We start from the raw sequence: 13,637 nt of genomic DNA, 5'->3' as shown, positions 1-13,637 counted from the left end.
CGAAGGCTACTTTTGCTGCGTAAACATGCTAAAAGATAAGGCGTGATAAAACGTTTGTATTAATCAATAAGATTGGCCCATAGGCCAACGAAAACGGGGGTTCTATGTCGCCCAGCAAGCCAGCGGCGCCGACAGCAACTGCGTCAGGGTTACGCAGCGGCTACCAGCGCGATCACCATCTCACCCTGCAACAGCTGCGCGGAGAAAAAGTGCGGATGTTGTATGACAACCTTTGGCAACCGGTGCTCAGCAGCGTTTTGGCGGGCGGCTTGCTGGTGGCGGCGATGTGGCCCGTGGTGGAAGGCTGGGTACTGCTGGGTTGGTACACCGCCTTGGTGGTGGTGTCGGGATTGCGTTTGGCGTTGGCTCACCGTTTCAAGCGCTTGCCGATTCAGCAGCAGCAACGGCACCGGTGGCTGCGCTGGTTTGCCATGGGGGCCATCGTTTCCGGGGTGGTGTGGGGCAGTACGGGAGTGCTGCTGTTCAGCCCTGAATATCCGGGGCAAATTGCGGCGCTGTCGATCGTGCTGGCCGGTATTGCGGCGGGGGGCGTCACGACGCTGTCGTCGGTGTGGTGGGTAGCCACTGGCTTCGTATTGCCCATCCTGTTGCCTTTGAAATTCCAGTTCATGCTGATGGGAACCTCGCTTTCCGTGTTGATCGGGCTGATGCTGGTCCTGTTTCTGCTGCTGATCCTGATCACCAGCCGCCGCTTGAGCCGCACCATCCATGACAATATCGCCCTACGCGTTACCATGGCGGCCCGTGAAGCGCAGCTCAAGGAAAGCGAAAACCGTTACCGCTCGATTTTTCAGCACTCCCCCCTGGGTGTTTTGCACTTTGATGACCAAGGGCAGATCACCGACTGCAACAACAAGCTGCTGGAGATCCTGGGCGTCGAGCGTTCTCGGCTGCTGGGCTATCGCATGCTGGACCGTTCAGCCGATCGATACGTCGCCAAGGCTGTGTCGGCAGCCCTGGAAAAAGGCACCGGCTACTACGAGGGTACCTATCGGCTACCCAAAGCCAGTGAGGGAACGCCACTGCGGGCGTTCTTCAACGGTGTACATGGCATGGGCAACCGGATGGTCGGCGGCGTGGCGATCGTCGAAGACTTCACCGAGCGCAAGCGTAGTGAGGAGATCATTTATCGTCAGGCGTACTACGATGCGCTGACGGACCTGCCCAATCGGCGTCTGTTCATCGAACGCATGGAAGCGCTGTACCAGGAGGCAGGCCATGCACGGCGGGGTGGTTTGGTAATGTTCATGGACATGGACCGCTTCAAGCTGATCAACGACACCCTGGGGCATGCCGCGGGCGATGACCTGTTGGTACAGGTAGCGCGGCGTCTGGAGTCGTGCTTGCGCGACGGCGACATGGCCGCCCGGCTGAGTGGCGATGAGTTTGTGCTGCTGGCGCAATTCCCGGAGCCAGAGCCGGACAAATTGAGAGCCCTGGCCGAGCAGTATATGCAGCGAGTGCAGCAGGCGCTGTCAGGGAAATATCGGCTGGAAGGCCGTTGGGTAGAGGTGACCCCGAGTATGGGCTACACCTGCTTTGCAGCGTCTACCTGTGACCATGCCGAAGTGCTCAAGCAGGCAGACACTGCCATGTATCAGGCCAAATTGGCGGGCCGTGCTCAGCTATGCCGCTATCAGCCCTGGATGCGAGAAGCAGTGAATAAACGAGCGGCCGAGCAAACGCCTAACTGGCCAGCTGACCGCTAAGCAATAGCCACAGCGCAATCAGGGCGAAGTGCCCCGGGTACCAGGCCAGCCACAGGCGGCGGGGCATGGCCAGCGCCACGGGGGGGACTCGCTGGGCGGCGCCTGCGGCCAGCATCAGCACCAGAACACAGGTGCCGACGGTAAAGGATTTGGCCATGTCCGACGCGTTCATCTGCCCGGCGATCCACAGCACCGGAAACGCCGCCAGACCCGCCCATAGCCTTGATTTGAGAGCATCGCGGGTCTCGCTGAGGGCCTGCATGGCAAACATGAACAGCGGAATCAGCAGCAGGCCGTTGTGGCCATACTCCACCCAGAAGCCCAGCAGATACCAGACGGTGACACACACGGCGGCCCCCAGCATCAGCCAACCCAGGCCCAGCGTCTGTGCCTGATAGTGCTGCCACCCCTGGCGTACCAAGGCACCGAGTGCCAGGCCGCTGGCCAGCGTAAAGCAGACATTCAAGATAAACGCATCCGAGGCCCTGGGCATCATCATGTAGGGCACTTGTGCCGCGATACCGATGATCAGGATACGGCGCGCGTAGCGCAGCGGGTTGCGGGTGTTGAACAGGCCGTGCCAGGCCACCATGGCAGCAAACAGCGGAAAGGCAATGCGCCCAATCGAAGAGCCCGCCCAGCCCAGGTCCCAGGCATCGGGCAGTACGTAGCGGGTCAGGTGATCCACGGTCATGGTGAACAGCGCAAGCCACTGGCCCCAGGCGGTCCAATGGGAAGAGGGGCGCATCGTCTCGGGTAGGCCCGTGGCGGGCGTTGTGTGTGCCGCTGAGTGTTCTGCCATGTTACCTCCTTGTAAAAGCGCATTATGCCATTAAAGACCGGCATTGGCTGAGCAAGTTCGCTGGGCGGCCTCGGGCGCTCAGGGGGCGCTGAAAATCGGTTTGCCCAGCGCCCACACGTGGTCAATGGCCCAGCGTCCTTCGCTCAACACGATGAAATCGGCATCCGAGCCGGGTATCAGGCGGCCTTTTTGGGGAGGCTTCAAGGCATCGGCAGCGAGGCGTTGGCGTCCGAGGAGAGGCTGAGCTGGCTCGGGTCGATCCGACCCGCGCTTTCAGTGCCCGCGCTACCGCCTCGGAGGTGGGCACTTCGCCACCGGCCAGCAGCTCGGGGGGTACTGGTGGTGAAGTCGATGCGCCCGCTTTCACGGGCAAAGCGCAGGCCGTCTGCGAACAGTGCGCCGGTACGGTTCGTCGAACCACTCGCTCAGGTAGAAGCGGGCAATGGTGCCACGGGTACCTGGGCGTTGCGCATGGGGCGTAGAGGGGAGTAGGCGGTCTGGAGTCATGGTATTGGCGTGCTGCCATGCCTTCCCTGAGGAAGGCATGGCGAGACGGTCAATGCTTACTCTTCGCCAAAGTAGCGAGCGTAGATTTCATCGTAGGTGCCGTCTTCCTGCAGCTCGGCCAGTGCTTCGTTGAAGCGCTCGGCCAGGGCCTGGTCGCGCTGGCGGAAGGCGATGCCGAAGCCGTCACCGAAGTACTCCTTGGGCTCGCTGATGCGCTCGCCTACGACCACGTACTCGGTGTCTTCGTTGTTCAGCAGGGTGGACTGGCCGATCGGATAGTCGAGGAAGACGATATCCAAGCGCTGTGCCTGCATGTCCAGCACCATGTCGTCAGCGGTGGAGTAGCGGCTGACGCTGGCAATACGGCCGTACTGGTCGGTCACGTAGTTGTCTTGCAGGGTGCCGCGCTGTACGCCGATGGTCTTGCCGGCCAGTGTCTCTTCGTTGGCGTCACTGAGTTCCAGGCTAGCGGGGGCGAACCAGGCCGACGGCATGGTGATGTAGGGGTCGGAGAACAGCACCTGCTGACGACGCTCGTCGTTGATGGTCATCGACGACATGATGGCATCGTAGTTACGTGACATCAGGCCCGGAATGATGCCGTCCCACTCCTGCTCGATCCACTCGCAGGTCACGCCGATGCGCTCGCACAGGGCGTTGCCCAGGTCGATATCGAAGCCGGTCAGCTCGCCCTCGGGGGTGCGGTATTCCATGGGCTCGTAAGGTACGTCGACGCCGATACGCACGTGGTCGTAATCACGGGCTTGGGCAGAGGACGCGGCAGCCACGGCCAGGCCCAGCAGAGAAACGGTCAGCAGTTTTTTCATTGTAGACTCCAAAGGAAGCAGGTTCACCGGAGGTGATCCCCTTTAAGCTACCCCAGCTTGCGGTTGGCGAAAAGGGGGGTGACCTGAATTAAACCAACGCTTGTTTTACGTTGGCGTATGTTGGATTTTTCGTCATGCTCAGGTTTGTGGCCGCAAATGTGCCAGCAGCCGTTTTTCCAGGTAACGGAAAAAATACAGAATGGCAAAAGTGAGGCACAGATAAATGGCCGCCACGAACAGGAAGGCATCGAAGGGGGCATAGAAGCGCGCATAGACGAAGCGTGCGGCCCCGGTCAGGTCCATCAGGGTGACGACGCTGGCAATGGCGCTGGCATGCAGCATGAAGATGACTTCGTTACCGTAGGCGGGCAGGGCACGGCGAAAGGCGCTGGGCAGGATGATACGGCGCATCATCAGGCTGTTGGACATGCCATAGGCCTTGGCGGCTTCGATTTCACCCCGTGAGGTGGCCTTGATGGCACCCCGGAAAATCTCCGTGGTGTAGGCCGCCGTGTTCAAGGTGAAGGCGATCAGTGCCGGGTAGAAGGCTTCGCGCAGCAGCGGCCACAGGAAGGTTTCCTGAATGCCATCGATGAACACCACCCCGTAGTAGATGATGTAGAGCTGAATGAGCAGCGGGGTGCCACGAAACACATAGGTATACACATAGACCGGCAGGCTGATCCATTTGTGCTTTGAGCTGCGCATGATGGCCAGCGGGACGGCCAGGATCAGCCCGGCCACCAGCGAGAGGAACACCAGCTGTGTGGTGGTCACCAGGCCTTCCCAGTAGTAGCCCAGGGTGGTGGGGGTGAAGATCAGGTTACCCGCCAGTAAATCGTTGAACCATGCAGAGATGTCCAGCATGTCACTGCCCCCCGAAGCCGATGTCGTAACGTTTTTGCAACCGTGCGAAGACCCACTCGGAGACGCTGGCTATCAGCAGATAGGCTGCCGCCACCGGAATGAGGAAGACAAACGGCTCGTGGGTGGCCCGAGAGGCTTCTGCCGCCACCCGTACCATGTCCGTCAGGCCGATCACCGATACCAGGGCGGTGGTCTTGAGCAGCACCATCCAGTTGTTGGAGAGGCCAGGCAGCGCGTGACGCATCATCTGGGGAAAGCGAATACGCCGAAACACCAGTGCGTTGCTCATGCCGTAGGCCTTGCCTGCCTCGATCTGGCCGTTGTCGACGGCCATGAACGCCCCGCGAAAGGTTTCGCCCATATAGGCGCCGAAGATGAAGCCGATGGTGAGGACACCGGCCGCGAAGGCGTTGAAGTTGATGTAGATATCGATGTCGTAGCGGTCATAGAGCATATCGCTGATCGCATTGACCCCGATCTGCCCGCCGAAGAACAGCAGCATCATCAGCACCAGGTCGGGCACACCACGAATCACCGTGGTGTAGACCGTTGCGCTACGGCGCAATAGCCAGTTGCGGGACATTTTGGCGCTGGCGGTCAAGAGCCCCAGCACAATCGCCAGGATCAGCGAGAGGAGGGCCAACTGAACGGTCACGCCTGCGCCTTCCAGCAGGCGGGGGCCGTAGCCTTGCAAATCAAGCATCGTGCATGCCTCGCGGATCAGTATTTGGGCGCCAGAAACTGCTTCAGGCGCGGCGATTGCGGGTTGCCCAGCACGTCATCGGGCGTACCGGCTTCTTCCACGAGGCCCTGGTGCAGGTAGATCACCTTGCTGGAGACGTCCCGGGCAAAGCTCATCTCATGGGTCACCACTACCATGGTGCGCCCTTCGTTGGCCAAATCGCGCATGACCTTGAGCACGTCGCCCACCAGCTCAGGGTCCAGCGCCGAGGTGGGTTCGTCGAACAGCATGACCTCCGGGTTCATGGCCAGCGCCCGGGCGATGGCGCCACGCTGCTGCTGACCACCGGACATTTGCGCCGGGTAGGCGTTGGCACGCGCGCTGAGGCCGACTCGGTCGAGCAGCGCGTGGGCGTGTTCGATGGCTTCTTTCTTGGGTTTACCCAGCACGTGAATCGGCGCTTCGATGATGTTTTCCAGCAGCGTCATGTGGGCCCACAGGTTGAAACTCTGGAAAACCATGGAGAGCTTGGCGCGCATCTGCACGACCTGTTTCCAGTCGGCGGGTTCGCGGCCATGGCGGGTGGTCTTGAAGCGGATCTGTTCGCCGTGGACGATCAGGTCGCCGTCATCGGGCTGTTCCAGCAAATTCATGCAGCGTAAAAAGGTGCTTTTGCCAGACCCTGAAGCACCGATCAGGGTGATCACATCACCTTTCTGGGCTTCAAGAGAGAGGCCTTTGAGGACTTCTGTATCGCCGAAGCGCTTTTTGATGTTACGCACTTCAAGGGGAGTCGGCGTAGCGGCCATAACTTAGGCTCCAGTACAGGGTTGCCGCAGCAACAACGAATGAGTGTTCGTGTTTCTGTGCGGCTGGCGCGAAAAAAGGGGCGATTCTATCAGGAGTGCGCCGGAGACGCGTACTTTATCAGGGCGACATTGGTCGTGTTGCCTGAAGAGCACTCCTGATGGCCCCTCTACGTTATTGTTATCAAACTATCTTTTCTTCAACGGGACTTTCTGTGGCTAGTTTGCTGTCCGTTCCGGCGCCACCAGCAAGGCGGCTCGGGCGCCTATCTCGACCTGAGCGTTGGGAAACACCACGTGCAGCGGCGTCTCTTCCACCACGAAGTCACCGGCGGTGGCATCCTTGGCCAGGCAGGTGCCGGTATCGAAGCGACTGAAGTTGGGCACGTCTTCATCGAAACACAGCGTGAAGTCTTCGGAGTGACGTATCAGTTCATGCTGCACCCGGTAGAATGCCATGGTGCTGGCTGGCTGGGTGGGGGGCGCATAGCCGCTACCGAGAGCACTGATCAACGTGAGCATGGGGGCCAGGGCTTCCATGTCATTGTGGCCGAACGGGGCGACTCGCCCCAGCTCGAAGGTAAAGGCCTGGGCACCATGGTAGTGCTTGCTGTAGTGAGAAAACGTCCAGCTATGCTGATGCTGGTGCAGCACGGCCTGCATGTCGGCGGCGGCCAACCACTCCCATTGTTCAGGGTCGGTTGCCGACTCGGCGAACGGCTCGACCGCGAAGCGGGTATGCAGGCTGCCGCGGATGGCGGTATGCAGGTCGTAATGCAACCTAGGCAGGGCGTGATGGCGGGCATAGAACGTATCCACGGCCTCCATCAGCTGGCGCGCCCGTTCGGGCTCGTCGCCCTGGTCGGCCAGTTCGCGCTTGAACAAGCGATTCAAGTTGGTGGTGATGTAGCGCTGCTGGGCCTTGAGGGCGGGAATGTTGCCCAGAATCACCAGCACGGGAGCGCCCAGTTGCAGGGTGCTGGCTTCCAGAGCGGCCAGCCATTCGCCCAGCAGTTCTACCGGAGCGGTCTCGTTGCCATGAATGGCGGCAGAAAAGACACAGGCCCGGGCATCGGGGCGCAGAATGTTGGGCGTTAGCTCCAGTATGCCCGGTCGGTGCAGATGGTAGCTGCCGCTGGCAAAGCGGCCTATGCGTGGCGACGGGCGTTCATCGTCAAGGGTCCAGTCGAGCCATTGGCCTAGCATGAAAGTGTCCTTGTGCATGGGCATCTACTTGTGTTGCCCTACCTTTACCACGCTCAGCTCGTGTCGCAAGGGGTGGCGTCGTGCGCGTGAAAATGGTCGGTGCGAGGATGAAAGTAACCCGTAAAAAAGCGCCCATGGCGTGAGCCACAAGCGCTTTGCAAGGTGCCCACATCGATGAAATCGATTCAGAGCGTCGAAAACTTTCGCTGATAAGTGGCTGGGGCTGGACTATGGTGTAACCAGTCCTTGCTGCCCGTCTGGGGTAGCGTGTCGTCATCTGAAAGGAGTGAGCCATGACGAAGGTATTGGTACTGTATTACTCGATGTATGGGCACATCGACACCCTGGCGGCCGCCGTGGCAGAAGGCGCCGAGGGCGTGAAAGGGGTCGAGGTCACCGTCAAACGCGTACCGGAAACCATGCCGGAAGACGCGTTCAAGAATGCCGGTGGCAAGCAGGACTTCACTACCCCGGAAGCCACGCCAGGAGAGTTGGCCGACTACGATGCCATCATCTTCGGCACGCCGACGCGTTTTGGCAACATGGCGGGGCAGATGCGTACCTTCCTCGACCAGACCGGCGGGCTATGGGCGAAGGGCGCACTGCGCGGCAAGGTCGCCAGCGTGTTTACCTCGACCGGCACCGGCGGCGGCGACGAGATGACCATCACGTCGACCTGGACCACCCTGGCCCACCACGGCATGGTCATCGTGCCGATTGGTTACGGCATCGAAGAGCAGTTCGATATCTCGAAGGTCAGCGGCGGCACGCCCTATGGCGCGGCGACGCTGGCAGGCGGCGACGGTTCGCGTCAGCCGGATGACCGCGAGCTGAAAATTGCCCGTTTCCAGGGTAAATACGTGGCTGAAGTCGCTGCCAAACTGGCCAGCTAACGCTCAGCGCGCACAGTGTGAACGCCTGCCCCGTTGAGGGCAGGCGTTCGCGCTTTTACAACCAATTTTTATCAACTACCGTTTCAATCGCCTTTACCAACCGCCTTTACCAACCACATCGATCAACGACATGGCCAGTGGGGCCTGGCGCTAGCCCTGGCCGCGCAGGCGCTCGGCAATGGCCTTGCCCAGGCTTTCCGTGGTGCCCTGGCCGCCCACGTCGCGGGTGAGCACCTGCGGGTTCCCTTCACTGAGCACGGCTTCGATGGCCTCGACCATGGCGTCGGCGGCTTCCTTGTGTCCCAGATGTTCCAACATCATGGCGCCTGACCAGATTTGGCCGATGGGGTTGGCAATGCCCTTGCCCGCAATGTCGGGTGCGCTACCATGAACCGGCTCGAACAGGCTGGGGAACTTGCCTTCCGGGTTGATATTGGCGGAAGGCGCAATGCCGATGGTGCCGGTGCAGGCGGGGCCAAGGTCGGAGAGGATGTCGCCGAACAGGTTGCTGCCCACGACCACGTCGAACCAGTCGGGGTGCAGCACGAAGTTGGCCGTGAGGATGTCGATATGGAACTTGTCGACGTTGATATCCGGGTACTGCTTGGCCATCTCGGCGACCCGCTCGTCCCAGTAGGGCATGGTGATCGAGATGCCGTTGGACTTGGTGGCCGAGGTGAGCTTCTTGCGTGGTCGCATCTGGGCCAGGTCGAAGGCGTATTTCAAGACTCGGTCGACCCCGGTGCGGCTCATCACGGTTTCCTGAATGACGATCTCCCGCTCGGTGCCTTCGAACATCTTGCCGCCTATGCTGGAGTATTCGCCTTCGGTGTTTTCACGCACCACGTAGAAGTCGATATCCCCCGGGGCGCGACCGGCCAGCGGGCTCTTGATGCCCGGCATCAGTTTGCAGGGGCGCAGGTTGATGTATTGATCGAACTGGCGGCGGAACTGCAGCAGCGAGCCCCACAGGGAAATATGGTCAGGCACTTTGTCTGGCCAGCCCACGGCGCCATAAAACAGCGCATCGAAGCCCTTGAGCTGCTCGTACCAGTCATCCGGCAGCATCTTGCCGTGCTCGAGGTAGTAGTCGCAGTTACCGAACTCAAAGGTGGTGAACTCCAGCGCGAGGTCGAAGCGCTCGGCCACCGCTTCCAGTGCGCGAATACCTTCTGGCATGACTTCGGTGCCGATGCCGTCGCCAGCGATGACTGCAATCTGATGGGCCATGGGGCCTCCTTTTTTATGGTCGTGTGAAAGGCGTACCGTTCATGCAGTGTAGCGGCTGTTGGCGATGAGATAATCAGGCTACTATTCAAGCCATTGTTGCTTTCAGGTATAGAATCCCATGGCTCCACTGGACGATCTGGCGTTTTTTCAGCAGTTGGCTCGAGCGGGCAGCCTGACGGCGACGGCCCGGGAGTTGGGTATTTCCCTCTCGGCGGTGAGTAAACGGCTGAAGCAGCTGGAGGCGCGGCTGGGGGTGTCGCTGGCGGCGCGCACGACCCGCCGCCTGACGCTGACCGCCGAAGGCGAGCGCTATCTTGCCCAGGGCAGCCTGATTCTCGATGAGCTGGACGCCCTGGAGAGTGACCTGCGCGACGCGGCCAGCCAGGGCCTGCAGGGGCGCTTGCGGGTCAATGCCACCTTTGGCTTTGGGCGACGCCACATTGCGCCGCTGCTGTCACGCTTCTGCGTTCGGCATCCGAGCATCGAGAGCTGGCTGGAGCTGACCAACTTTCCCCTCAATCTCAGCGACCACGGGTTCGATGTGGGGATTCGCATTGGCGAACCGCCGGATTCACGACTGGTGGCTCGGCGTATCCTACCCAATCGGCGCATGCTCTGTGCGTCGCCGAGCTACCTTGCCAGCATGCCCGCCCTGCGTACGCCGCAGGATCTGGCGCAGCACCGCTGCCTGTTGATCCGCGAGAACGATAGTGACTTTGCGCTGTGGCGCTTCGAGCAGCGTGCAGCGGCGCGGCGCCAACAATCGGTCAAGGTCAGTGGCCACCTGGCCAGCAACGATGGCGAAGTGGTGACGCGACTGGCGCTGGATGGCCATGGCGTCATGCTGCGCTCCTGGTGGGATGTCAACGAACACCTGGCCAGTGGCGAGCTGCAACTGCTGCTGCCCGAGTGGCAGGGCGTACGGGCAGACTTCTATGCGGTGTTCGAGCAGCGCCGCCATACCCCGGCCCGCATCCGTGCACTGATCGATTTTCTCCAGCAGGAGATCGCGGGCCGGGTGCCTGCGCTGCCTGACGCTGAGTAGGTGCTGTGCAGGCAAGCCTAGCTTTGTCTGAAAAGTCGGCGAGCGAAGAACAGACAAGGCAAAAATCGGTGAAAAGACGGAGTTTACACGCTGTAAATGAGTACTTTGATCCGATTTTTAACGCCGTATGGTCGAGCGCAGCCAGTTTTCAGGCAGAGCCTAGCGGCCGGGACAGCGCTCGTCTTGGACTACATCGATCAGCTCGTCGGTGGGGAAGTCCAGCTCGGCGGCTTGCTGGCGCAGGCGTGCTTCCAGCTCGCTATCCAGCGTGGGTGTGCGTGCCAGAATCCACAGGTAGTCTCGGTTCGGGCCGGAGACCAGCGCCCACTGATAGTCATCATCCAGTGCCAGCACGTTGTAGCCGCCGTAGAACGGGCCAAAGAAGCTCACCTTCAGGCGGCCAACGCTCTCATCGTCGATGAAATAGGCCCGGCCTTCGGCTTCGTCCCAGCTGCCTTCTGCCAGGTTGTAGCCCCGGTTGATGACCCGCACACCGCCATCGTCGCGCAGGCTGTAGTTGGCGGTCACGCAGTCCAGGCCGCGCTCGAAGGAGTGGTCCAGGCGAGCGATTTCATACCACTCCCCGAGGTACTGATCGAGTTCGAACCCAGTGACGGCCTCGGTGCCATCGGGGATGCCCGTGCATCCGGCCAGCAGCACGCTCGAAACACAAAGCGCCGATGCCGTTGCCAGTTTCCTTGGCGACAGTAGGGAATAGCGCATGACGACCTCCATGTGAACGGTTCCTTGTAAGCGGTGGGAATATCGCCATTCAATTTAACAGCGAGGCGACGCCACCGCCATGGCGGCGATGACCTGTGGTGAGTTTTATGGGTGCGCGGCGAAATAGGCTATGGTTGAACGAAACGTTTGGGTTTGACGACACCCATGCTTGTTTGCAGGCCCACCATGACAAAGGAGTGTTTATGTGGCACCAACAAGAGATTCACCTGCCCGACATGCCCAGGGGCTTCCATCTGATCACTGATGAGATTGCTCGGGCACTGCCCTGCCTCGAAGAGTGCCATCAGGGGCTGGTGCACTTACAGCTTCTGCATACCTCGGCCTCCTTGACCCTGAATGAAAACAGCGACCCGGATGTGCGCCACGATCTGAACGCCTTTCTGCGCCGCCTGGTGCCCGAAGGGCTGGATTACTTTCGACATACCCTGGAAGGGCCGGACGACATGCCTGCCCACGTGGTGTCCAGCCTGCTGGGTACCCAGCTTTGTCTGGCCGTGCGGGATGGGCGTTTGGCGCTGGGCACCTGGCAAGGCATCTGGCTGGGCGAGCATCGCGAACAGGGCGGGCCCAGAAGAATCCTGGCGACCATTACGGGCTGCTGAGCATGGCGCAGCGTTTCTTGCCGTGTATGGACTAATTTGCCATTTTTCTTGCCATTTTGGTGCAGCCGTGAAGAATGATGCACCTTCACTTTTCTCAATCAAGGTCAATTAACCATGGATGCGACACTTTCATCCCTGTTGACGGCGGTCGTGGATCGCAGCAACGGGCTGTTATGGGGCAGTGTACTGATTTACCTGCTCATCGGGGCGGGTCTCTACTTTACCGTAATGACACGGGGAATTCAGATTCGCTATTTTGGCCACATGTTCAAACTGCTGCGCACCTCGCGGCAATCCAATGGCGGGATCTCCTCCTTTCAAGCGCTCTCGACCAGCCTGGCGGCCCGAGTGGGAACGGGGAACCTGGCCGGGGTGGCGGTAGCCATTTATTTCGGTGGCCCAGGGGCGATTTTCTGGATGTGGATGACCGCCATGGTGGGCATGGCGACCAGTTTCGTGGAGTCCACGCTGGCGCAGGCCTACAAGACCGACCACGGCGACAATACCTTCCGTGGCGGCCCGGCCCGCTACATCGAGCGCGGCCTAGGGCTGCGCTGGCTGGCGGTGCTGTTTTCGATCTGTCTGATCATTGCCTTCGGCCTGGCCTTCAATAGCGTGCAGGCCAACTCCATTGCCCAGGCCATGGAGCAGGCGTTTGCCATCCCCACCTGGGCCATGGGGCTGGTGCTGATGGCCGTCGTGGCGCCGATCATCTTTGGCGGCTTGAAGTCGATTGCCAAGGTGGCCGAGCTGGTCGTGCCGCTGATGGCCCTGCTGTATCTGGTGCTGGCGCTGATCGTGGTGGCCATGAATATCGCCGACCTGCCCGCCGCGCTGCTGACCATCGTGCAGAGCGCCTTCGGCATCGAGCAGGCCGCCGGCGGGGCCATGGGCTATGCCATTTCCCAAGCCATCATCAACGGTATTCAGCGTGGCCTGTTCTCCAATGAGGCGGGCATGGGCTCTGCTCCCAACGCGGCGGCCACGGCCAGCACTCGGCCGGATCATCCGGCGGCCCAAGGGTTCATTCAGATGCTGGGGGTCTTCCTGGATACGCTGGTGATCTGTACCGCCACGGCGGCCATCATCATCATGGCGGGCCCGGAACTGCTGGCCAGCGAGGAGAGCAACGGCATCCAGCTGACCCAGATGGCGCTCTCCAGCCATGTGGGCGAGTGGGGCGGCATGTTCATTGCGGTAGCGATTCTGCTGTTTGCGTTCACGTCCGTGATTGCCAACTACTCTTACGGTGAGTCCAACATCGAATACCTGGCTGGCCGCAGGGCACCGCTGGCGGTGATGCTGTATCGTCTGGCCGTGCTGGGCATGATCATGGTGGGCTCGGTGGCCAGCCTGGGAGCCATCTGGAATTTTGCCGACCTTTCCATGGGTATGATGGCGATTATCAACCTGGTGGCCATTCTGATGCTGTCGCCCATTGCCTTTGCGCTGTTCAAGGATTACGACGCGCAGTTGAAGGCAGGCAAGGAGCCGGTGTTCGACCCGAGCCAGTTCCCCAAACTGGCCAACAAGGTGGACCCCAAGGCCTGGCCCAAAAAGCCCTGAACGCGTCATGAAAACGCCCCGCCCGTGTTGCCGCCATGGCCACGGAGCGGGGCTTTTTTAAGGTCATTGCATTCTAGCGAGACAGTGAAGCCATTCCCGGAAAAGTGCGATGAACCTTGTTGATGGCGGA

Annotated in this window: 13 protein-coding genes; 5 read left to right on the top strand and 8 right to left on the bottom strand. The window is 60.7% G+C overall.

Features of this window, described 5'->3' with window-relative positions:
• The first annotated feature begins 104 nt into the window (after positions 1-104).
• Positions 105-1,730, top strand: coding sequence for a diguanylate cyclase domain-containing protein (locus B7L72_RS01955; protein WP_081192268.1), 1,626 nt, complete (start codon positions 105-107; stop codon positions 1,728-1,730).
• Here B7L72_RS01955 and B7L72_RS01950 read toward each other — a convergent pair.
• From B7L72_RS01950 to B7L72_RS01920, 6 genes are all read right to left on the bottom strand, one after another.
• Positions 1,708-2,532 carry a TraX family protein gene (locus B7L72_RS01950; protein ID WP_081192266.1) on the bottom strand — a complete coding sequence of 275 codons (825 nt, stop codon included), beginning with the start codon at positions 2,530-2,532 and terminating at the stop codon, positions 1,708-1,710. The two genes, B7L72_RS01955 and B7L72_RS01950, sit on opposite strands and share 23 nt — an antisense overlap.
• A gap of 563 nt (positions 2,533-3,095) precedes the next feature.
• Positions 3,096-3,866, bottom strand: a complete 771-nt coding sequence (locus B7L72_RS01940) for a transporter substrate-binding domain-containing protein (RefSeq protein WP_016916529.1) — start codon at positions 3,864-3,866, stop codon at positions 3,096-3,098.
• Between the two features lie 138 nt (positions 3,867-4,004).
• Positions 4,005-4,733 (bottom strand): ABC transporter permease, encoded by a 729-nt coding sequence (locus B7L72_RS01935; RefSeq protein ID WP_016916530.1) that lies wholly within the window; start codon positions 4,731-4,733, stop codon positions 4,005-4,007.
• 1 nt (position 4,734) lies between these two features.
• The gene (locus tag B7L72_RS01930; protein ID WP_016916531.1) at positions 4,735-5,436 is read right to left on the bottom strand and encodes an ABC transporter permease; all 702 of its coding nucleotides are present in this window, start codon (positions 5,434-5,436) and stop codon (positions 4,735-4,737) included.
• Between the two features lie 17 nt (positions 5,437-5,453).
• Positions 5,454-6,224, bottom strand: a complete 771-nt coding sequence (locus B7L72_RS01925; protein WP_016916532.1) for an ABC transporter ATP-binding protein — start codon at positions 6,222-6,224, stop codon at positions 5,454-5,456.
• Between the two features lie 216 nt (positions 6,225-6,440).
• Positions 6,441-7,427, bottom strand: coding sequence for a succinylglutamate desuccinylase (locus B7L72_RS01920; RefSeq protein WP_081192264.1), 987 nt, complete (start codon positions 7,425-7,427; stop codon positions 6,441-6,443).
• 293 nt (positions 7,428-7,720) lie between these two features.
• On the opposite strand from B7L72_RS01920, the gene wrbA reads away from it, so the two are divergent.
• Positions 7,721-8,320 (top strand): NAD(P)H:quinone oxidoreductase, encoded by a 600-nt coding sequence (gene wrbA, locus B7L72_RS01915; RefSeq protein WP_081192262.1) that lies wholly within the window; start codon positions 7,721-7,723, stop codon positions 8,318-8,320.
• Positions 8,321-8,470: 150 nt separating this feature from the next.
• Here the strand turns inward: wrbA and B7L72_RS01910 are convergent, their stop codons facing one another.
• The gene (locus B7L72_RS01910) at positions 8,471-9,550 is read right to left on the bottom strand and encodes a tartrate dehydrogenase (protein ID WP_081192260.1); all 1,080 of its coding nucleotides are present in this window, start codon (positions 9,548-9,550) and stop codon (positions 8,471-8,473) included.
• A gap of 118 nt (positions 9,551-9,668) precedes the next feature.
• Here B7L72_RS01910 and B7L72_RS01905 point away from each other — a divergent pair, with 118 nt between their 5' ends.
• Complete coding sequence (locus B7L72_RS01905) at positions 9,669-10,595, top strand: LysR family transcriptional regulator (protein ID WP_081192258.1); 927 nt, start codon at positions 9,669-9,671, stop codon at positions 10,593-10,595.
• 159 nt (positions 10,596-10,754) lie between these two features.
• On the opposite strand, the gene B7L72_RS01900 is transcribed toward B7L72_RS01905, so the two are convergent.
• Entirely contained in the window at positions 10,755-11,318 is a 564-nt protein-coding gene (locus tag B7L72_RS01900; protein WP_081192811.1) for a lipocalin family protein, read from the bottom strand.
• A 203-nt stretch (positions 11,319-11,521) separates the two neighbouring features.
• On the opposite strand from B7L72_RS01900, the gene B7L72_RS01895 reads away from it, so the two are divergent.
• Positions 11,522-11,941 (top strand): secondary thiamine-phosphate synthase enzyme YjbQ, encoded by a 420-nt coding sequence (locus tag B7L72_RS01895; protein WP_081192256.1) that lies wholly within the window; start codon positions 11,522-11,524, stop codon positions 11,939-11,941.
• Positions 11,942-12,055: 114 nt separating this feature from the next.
• Positions 12,056-13,507 carry an alanine/glycine:cation symporter family protein gene (locus tag B7L72_RS01890; protein WP_081192254.1) on the top strand — a complete coding sequence of 484 codons (1,452 nt, stop codon included), beginning with the start codon at positions 12,056-12,058 and terminating at the stop codon, positions 13,505-13,507.
• Positions 13,508-13,637: the final 130 nt, after the last annotated feature.

This window comes from Halomonas sp. BC1 (genome assembly GCF_002078135.1).
GTDB classification, from domain to species: Bacteria; Pseudomonadota; Gammaproteobacteria; order Pseudomonadales; family Halomonadaceae; genus Vreelandella; species Vreelandella stevensii.
Note: the sequence above shows the minus strand (reverse complement) of the source record. Positions and strands in the feature narration are given on the sequence as shown.

Excerpts from the sequence above, each read along its gene's own strand:
- B7L72_RS01930 (WP_016916531.1), bottom strand. The coding sequence starts at position 5,436 with ATGCTTGATTTGCAAGGCTACGGCCCCCGCCTGCTGGAAGGCGCAGGC.
- B7L72_RS01940 (WP_016916529.1), bottom strand. The coding sequence starts at position 3,866 with ATGAAAAAACTGCTGACCGTTTCTCTGCTGGGCCTGGCCGTGGCTGCC.
- B7L72_RS01955 (WP_081192268.1), top strand. The coding sequence starts at position 105 with ATGTCGCCCAGCAAGCCAGCGGCGCCGACAGCAACTGCGTCAGGGTTA.
- B7L72_RS01920 (WP_081192264.1), bottom strand. The coding sequence starts at position 7,427 with ATGCTAGGCCAATGGCTCGACTGGACCCTTGACGATGAACGCCCGTCG.
- B7L72_RS01895 (WP_081192256.1), top strand. The coding sequence starts at position 11,522 with ATGTGGCACCAACAAGAGATTCACCTGCCCGACATGCCCAGGGGCTTC.
- B7L72_RS01950 (WP_081192266.1), bottom strand. The coding sequence starts at position 2,532 with ATGGCAGAACACTCAGCGGCACACACAACGCCCGCCACGGGCCTACCC.
- B7L72_RS01910 (WP_081192260.1), bottom strand. The coding sequence starts at position 9,550 with ATGGCCCATCAGATTGCAGTCATCGCTGGCGACGGCATCGGCACCGAA.
- B7L72_RS01935 (WP_016916530.1), bottom strand. The coding sequence starts at position 4,733 with ATGCTGGACATCTCTGCATGGTTCAACGATTTACTGGCGGGTAACCTG.
- wrbA (WP_081192262.1), top strand. The coding sequence starts at position 7,721 with ATGACGAAGGTATTGGTACTGTATTACTCGATGTATGGGCACATCGAC.
- B7L72_RS01890 (WP_081192254.1), top strand. The coding sequence starts at position 12,056 with ATGGATGCGACACTTTCATCCCTGTTGACGGCGGTCGTGGATCGCAGC.
- B7L72_RS01905 (WP_081192258.1), top strand. The coding sequence starts at position 9,669 with ATGGCTCCACTGGACGATCTGGCGTTTTTTCAGCAGTTGGCTCGAGCG.
- B7L72_RS01925 (WP_016916532.1), bottom strand. The coding sequence starts at position 6,224 with ATGGCCGCTACGCCGACTCCCCTTGAAGTGCGTAACATCAAAAAGCGC.
- B7L72_RS01900 (WP_081192811.1), bottom strand. The coding sequence starts at position 11,318 with ATGCGCTATTCCCTACTGTCGCCAAGGAAACTGGCAACGGCATCGGCG.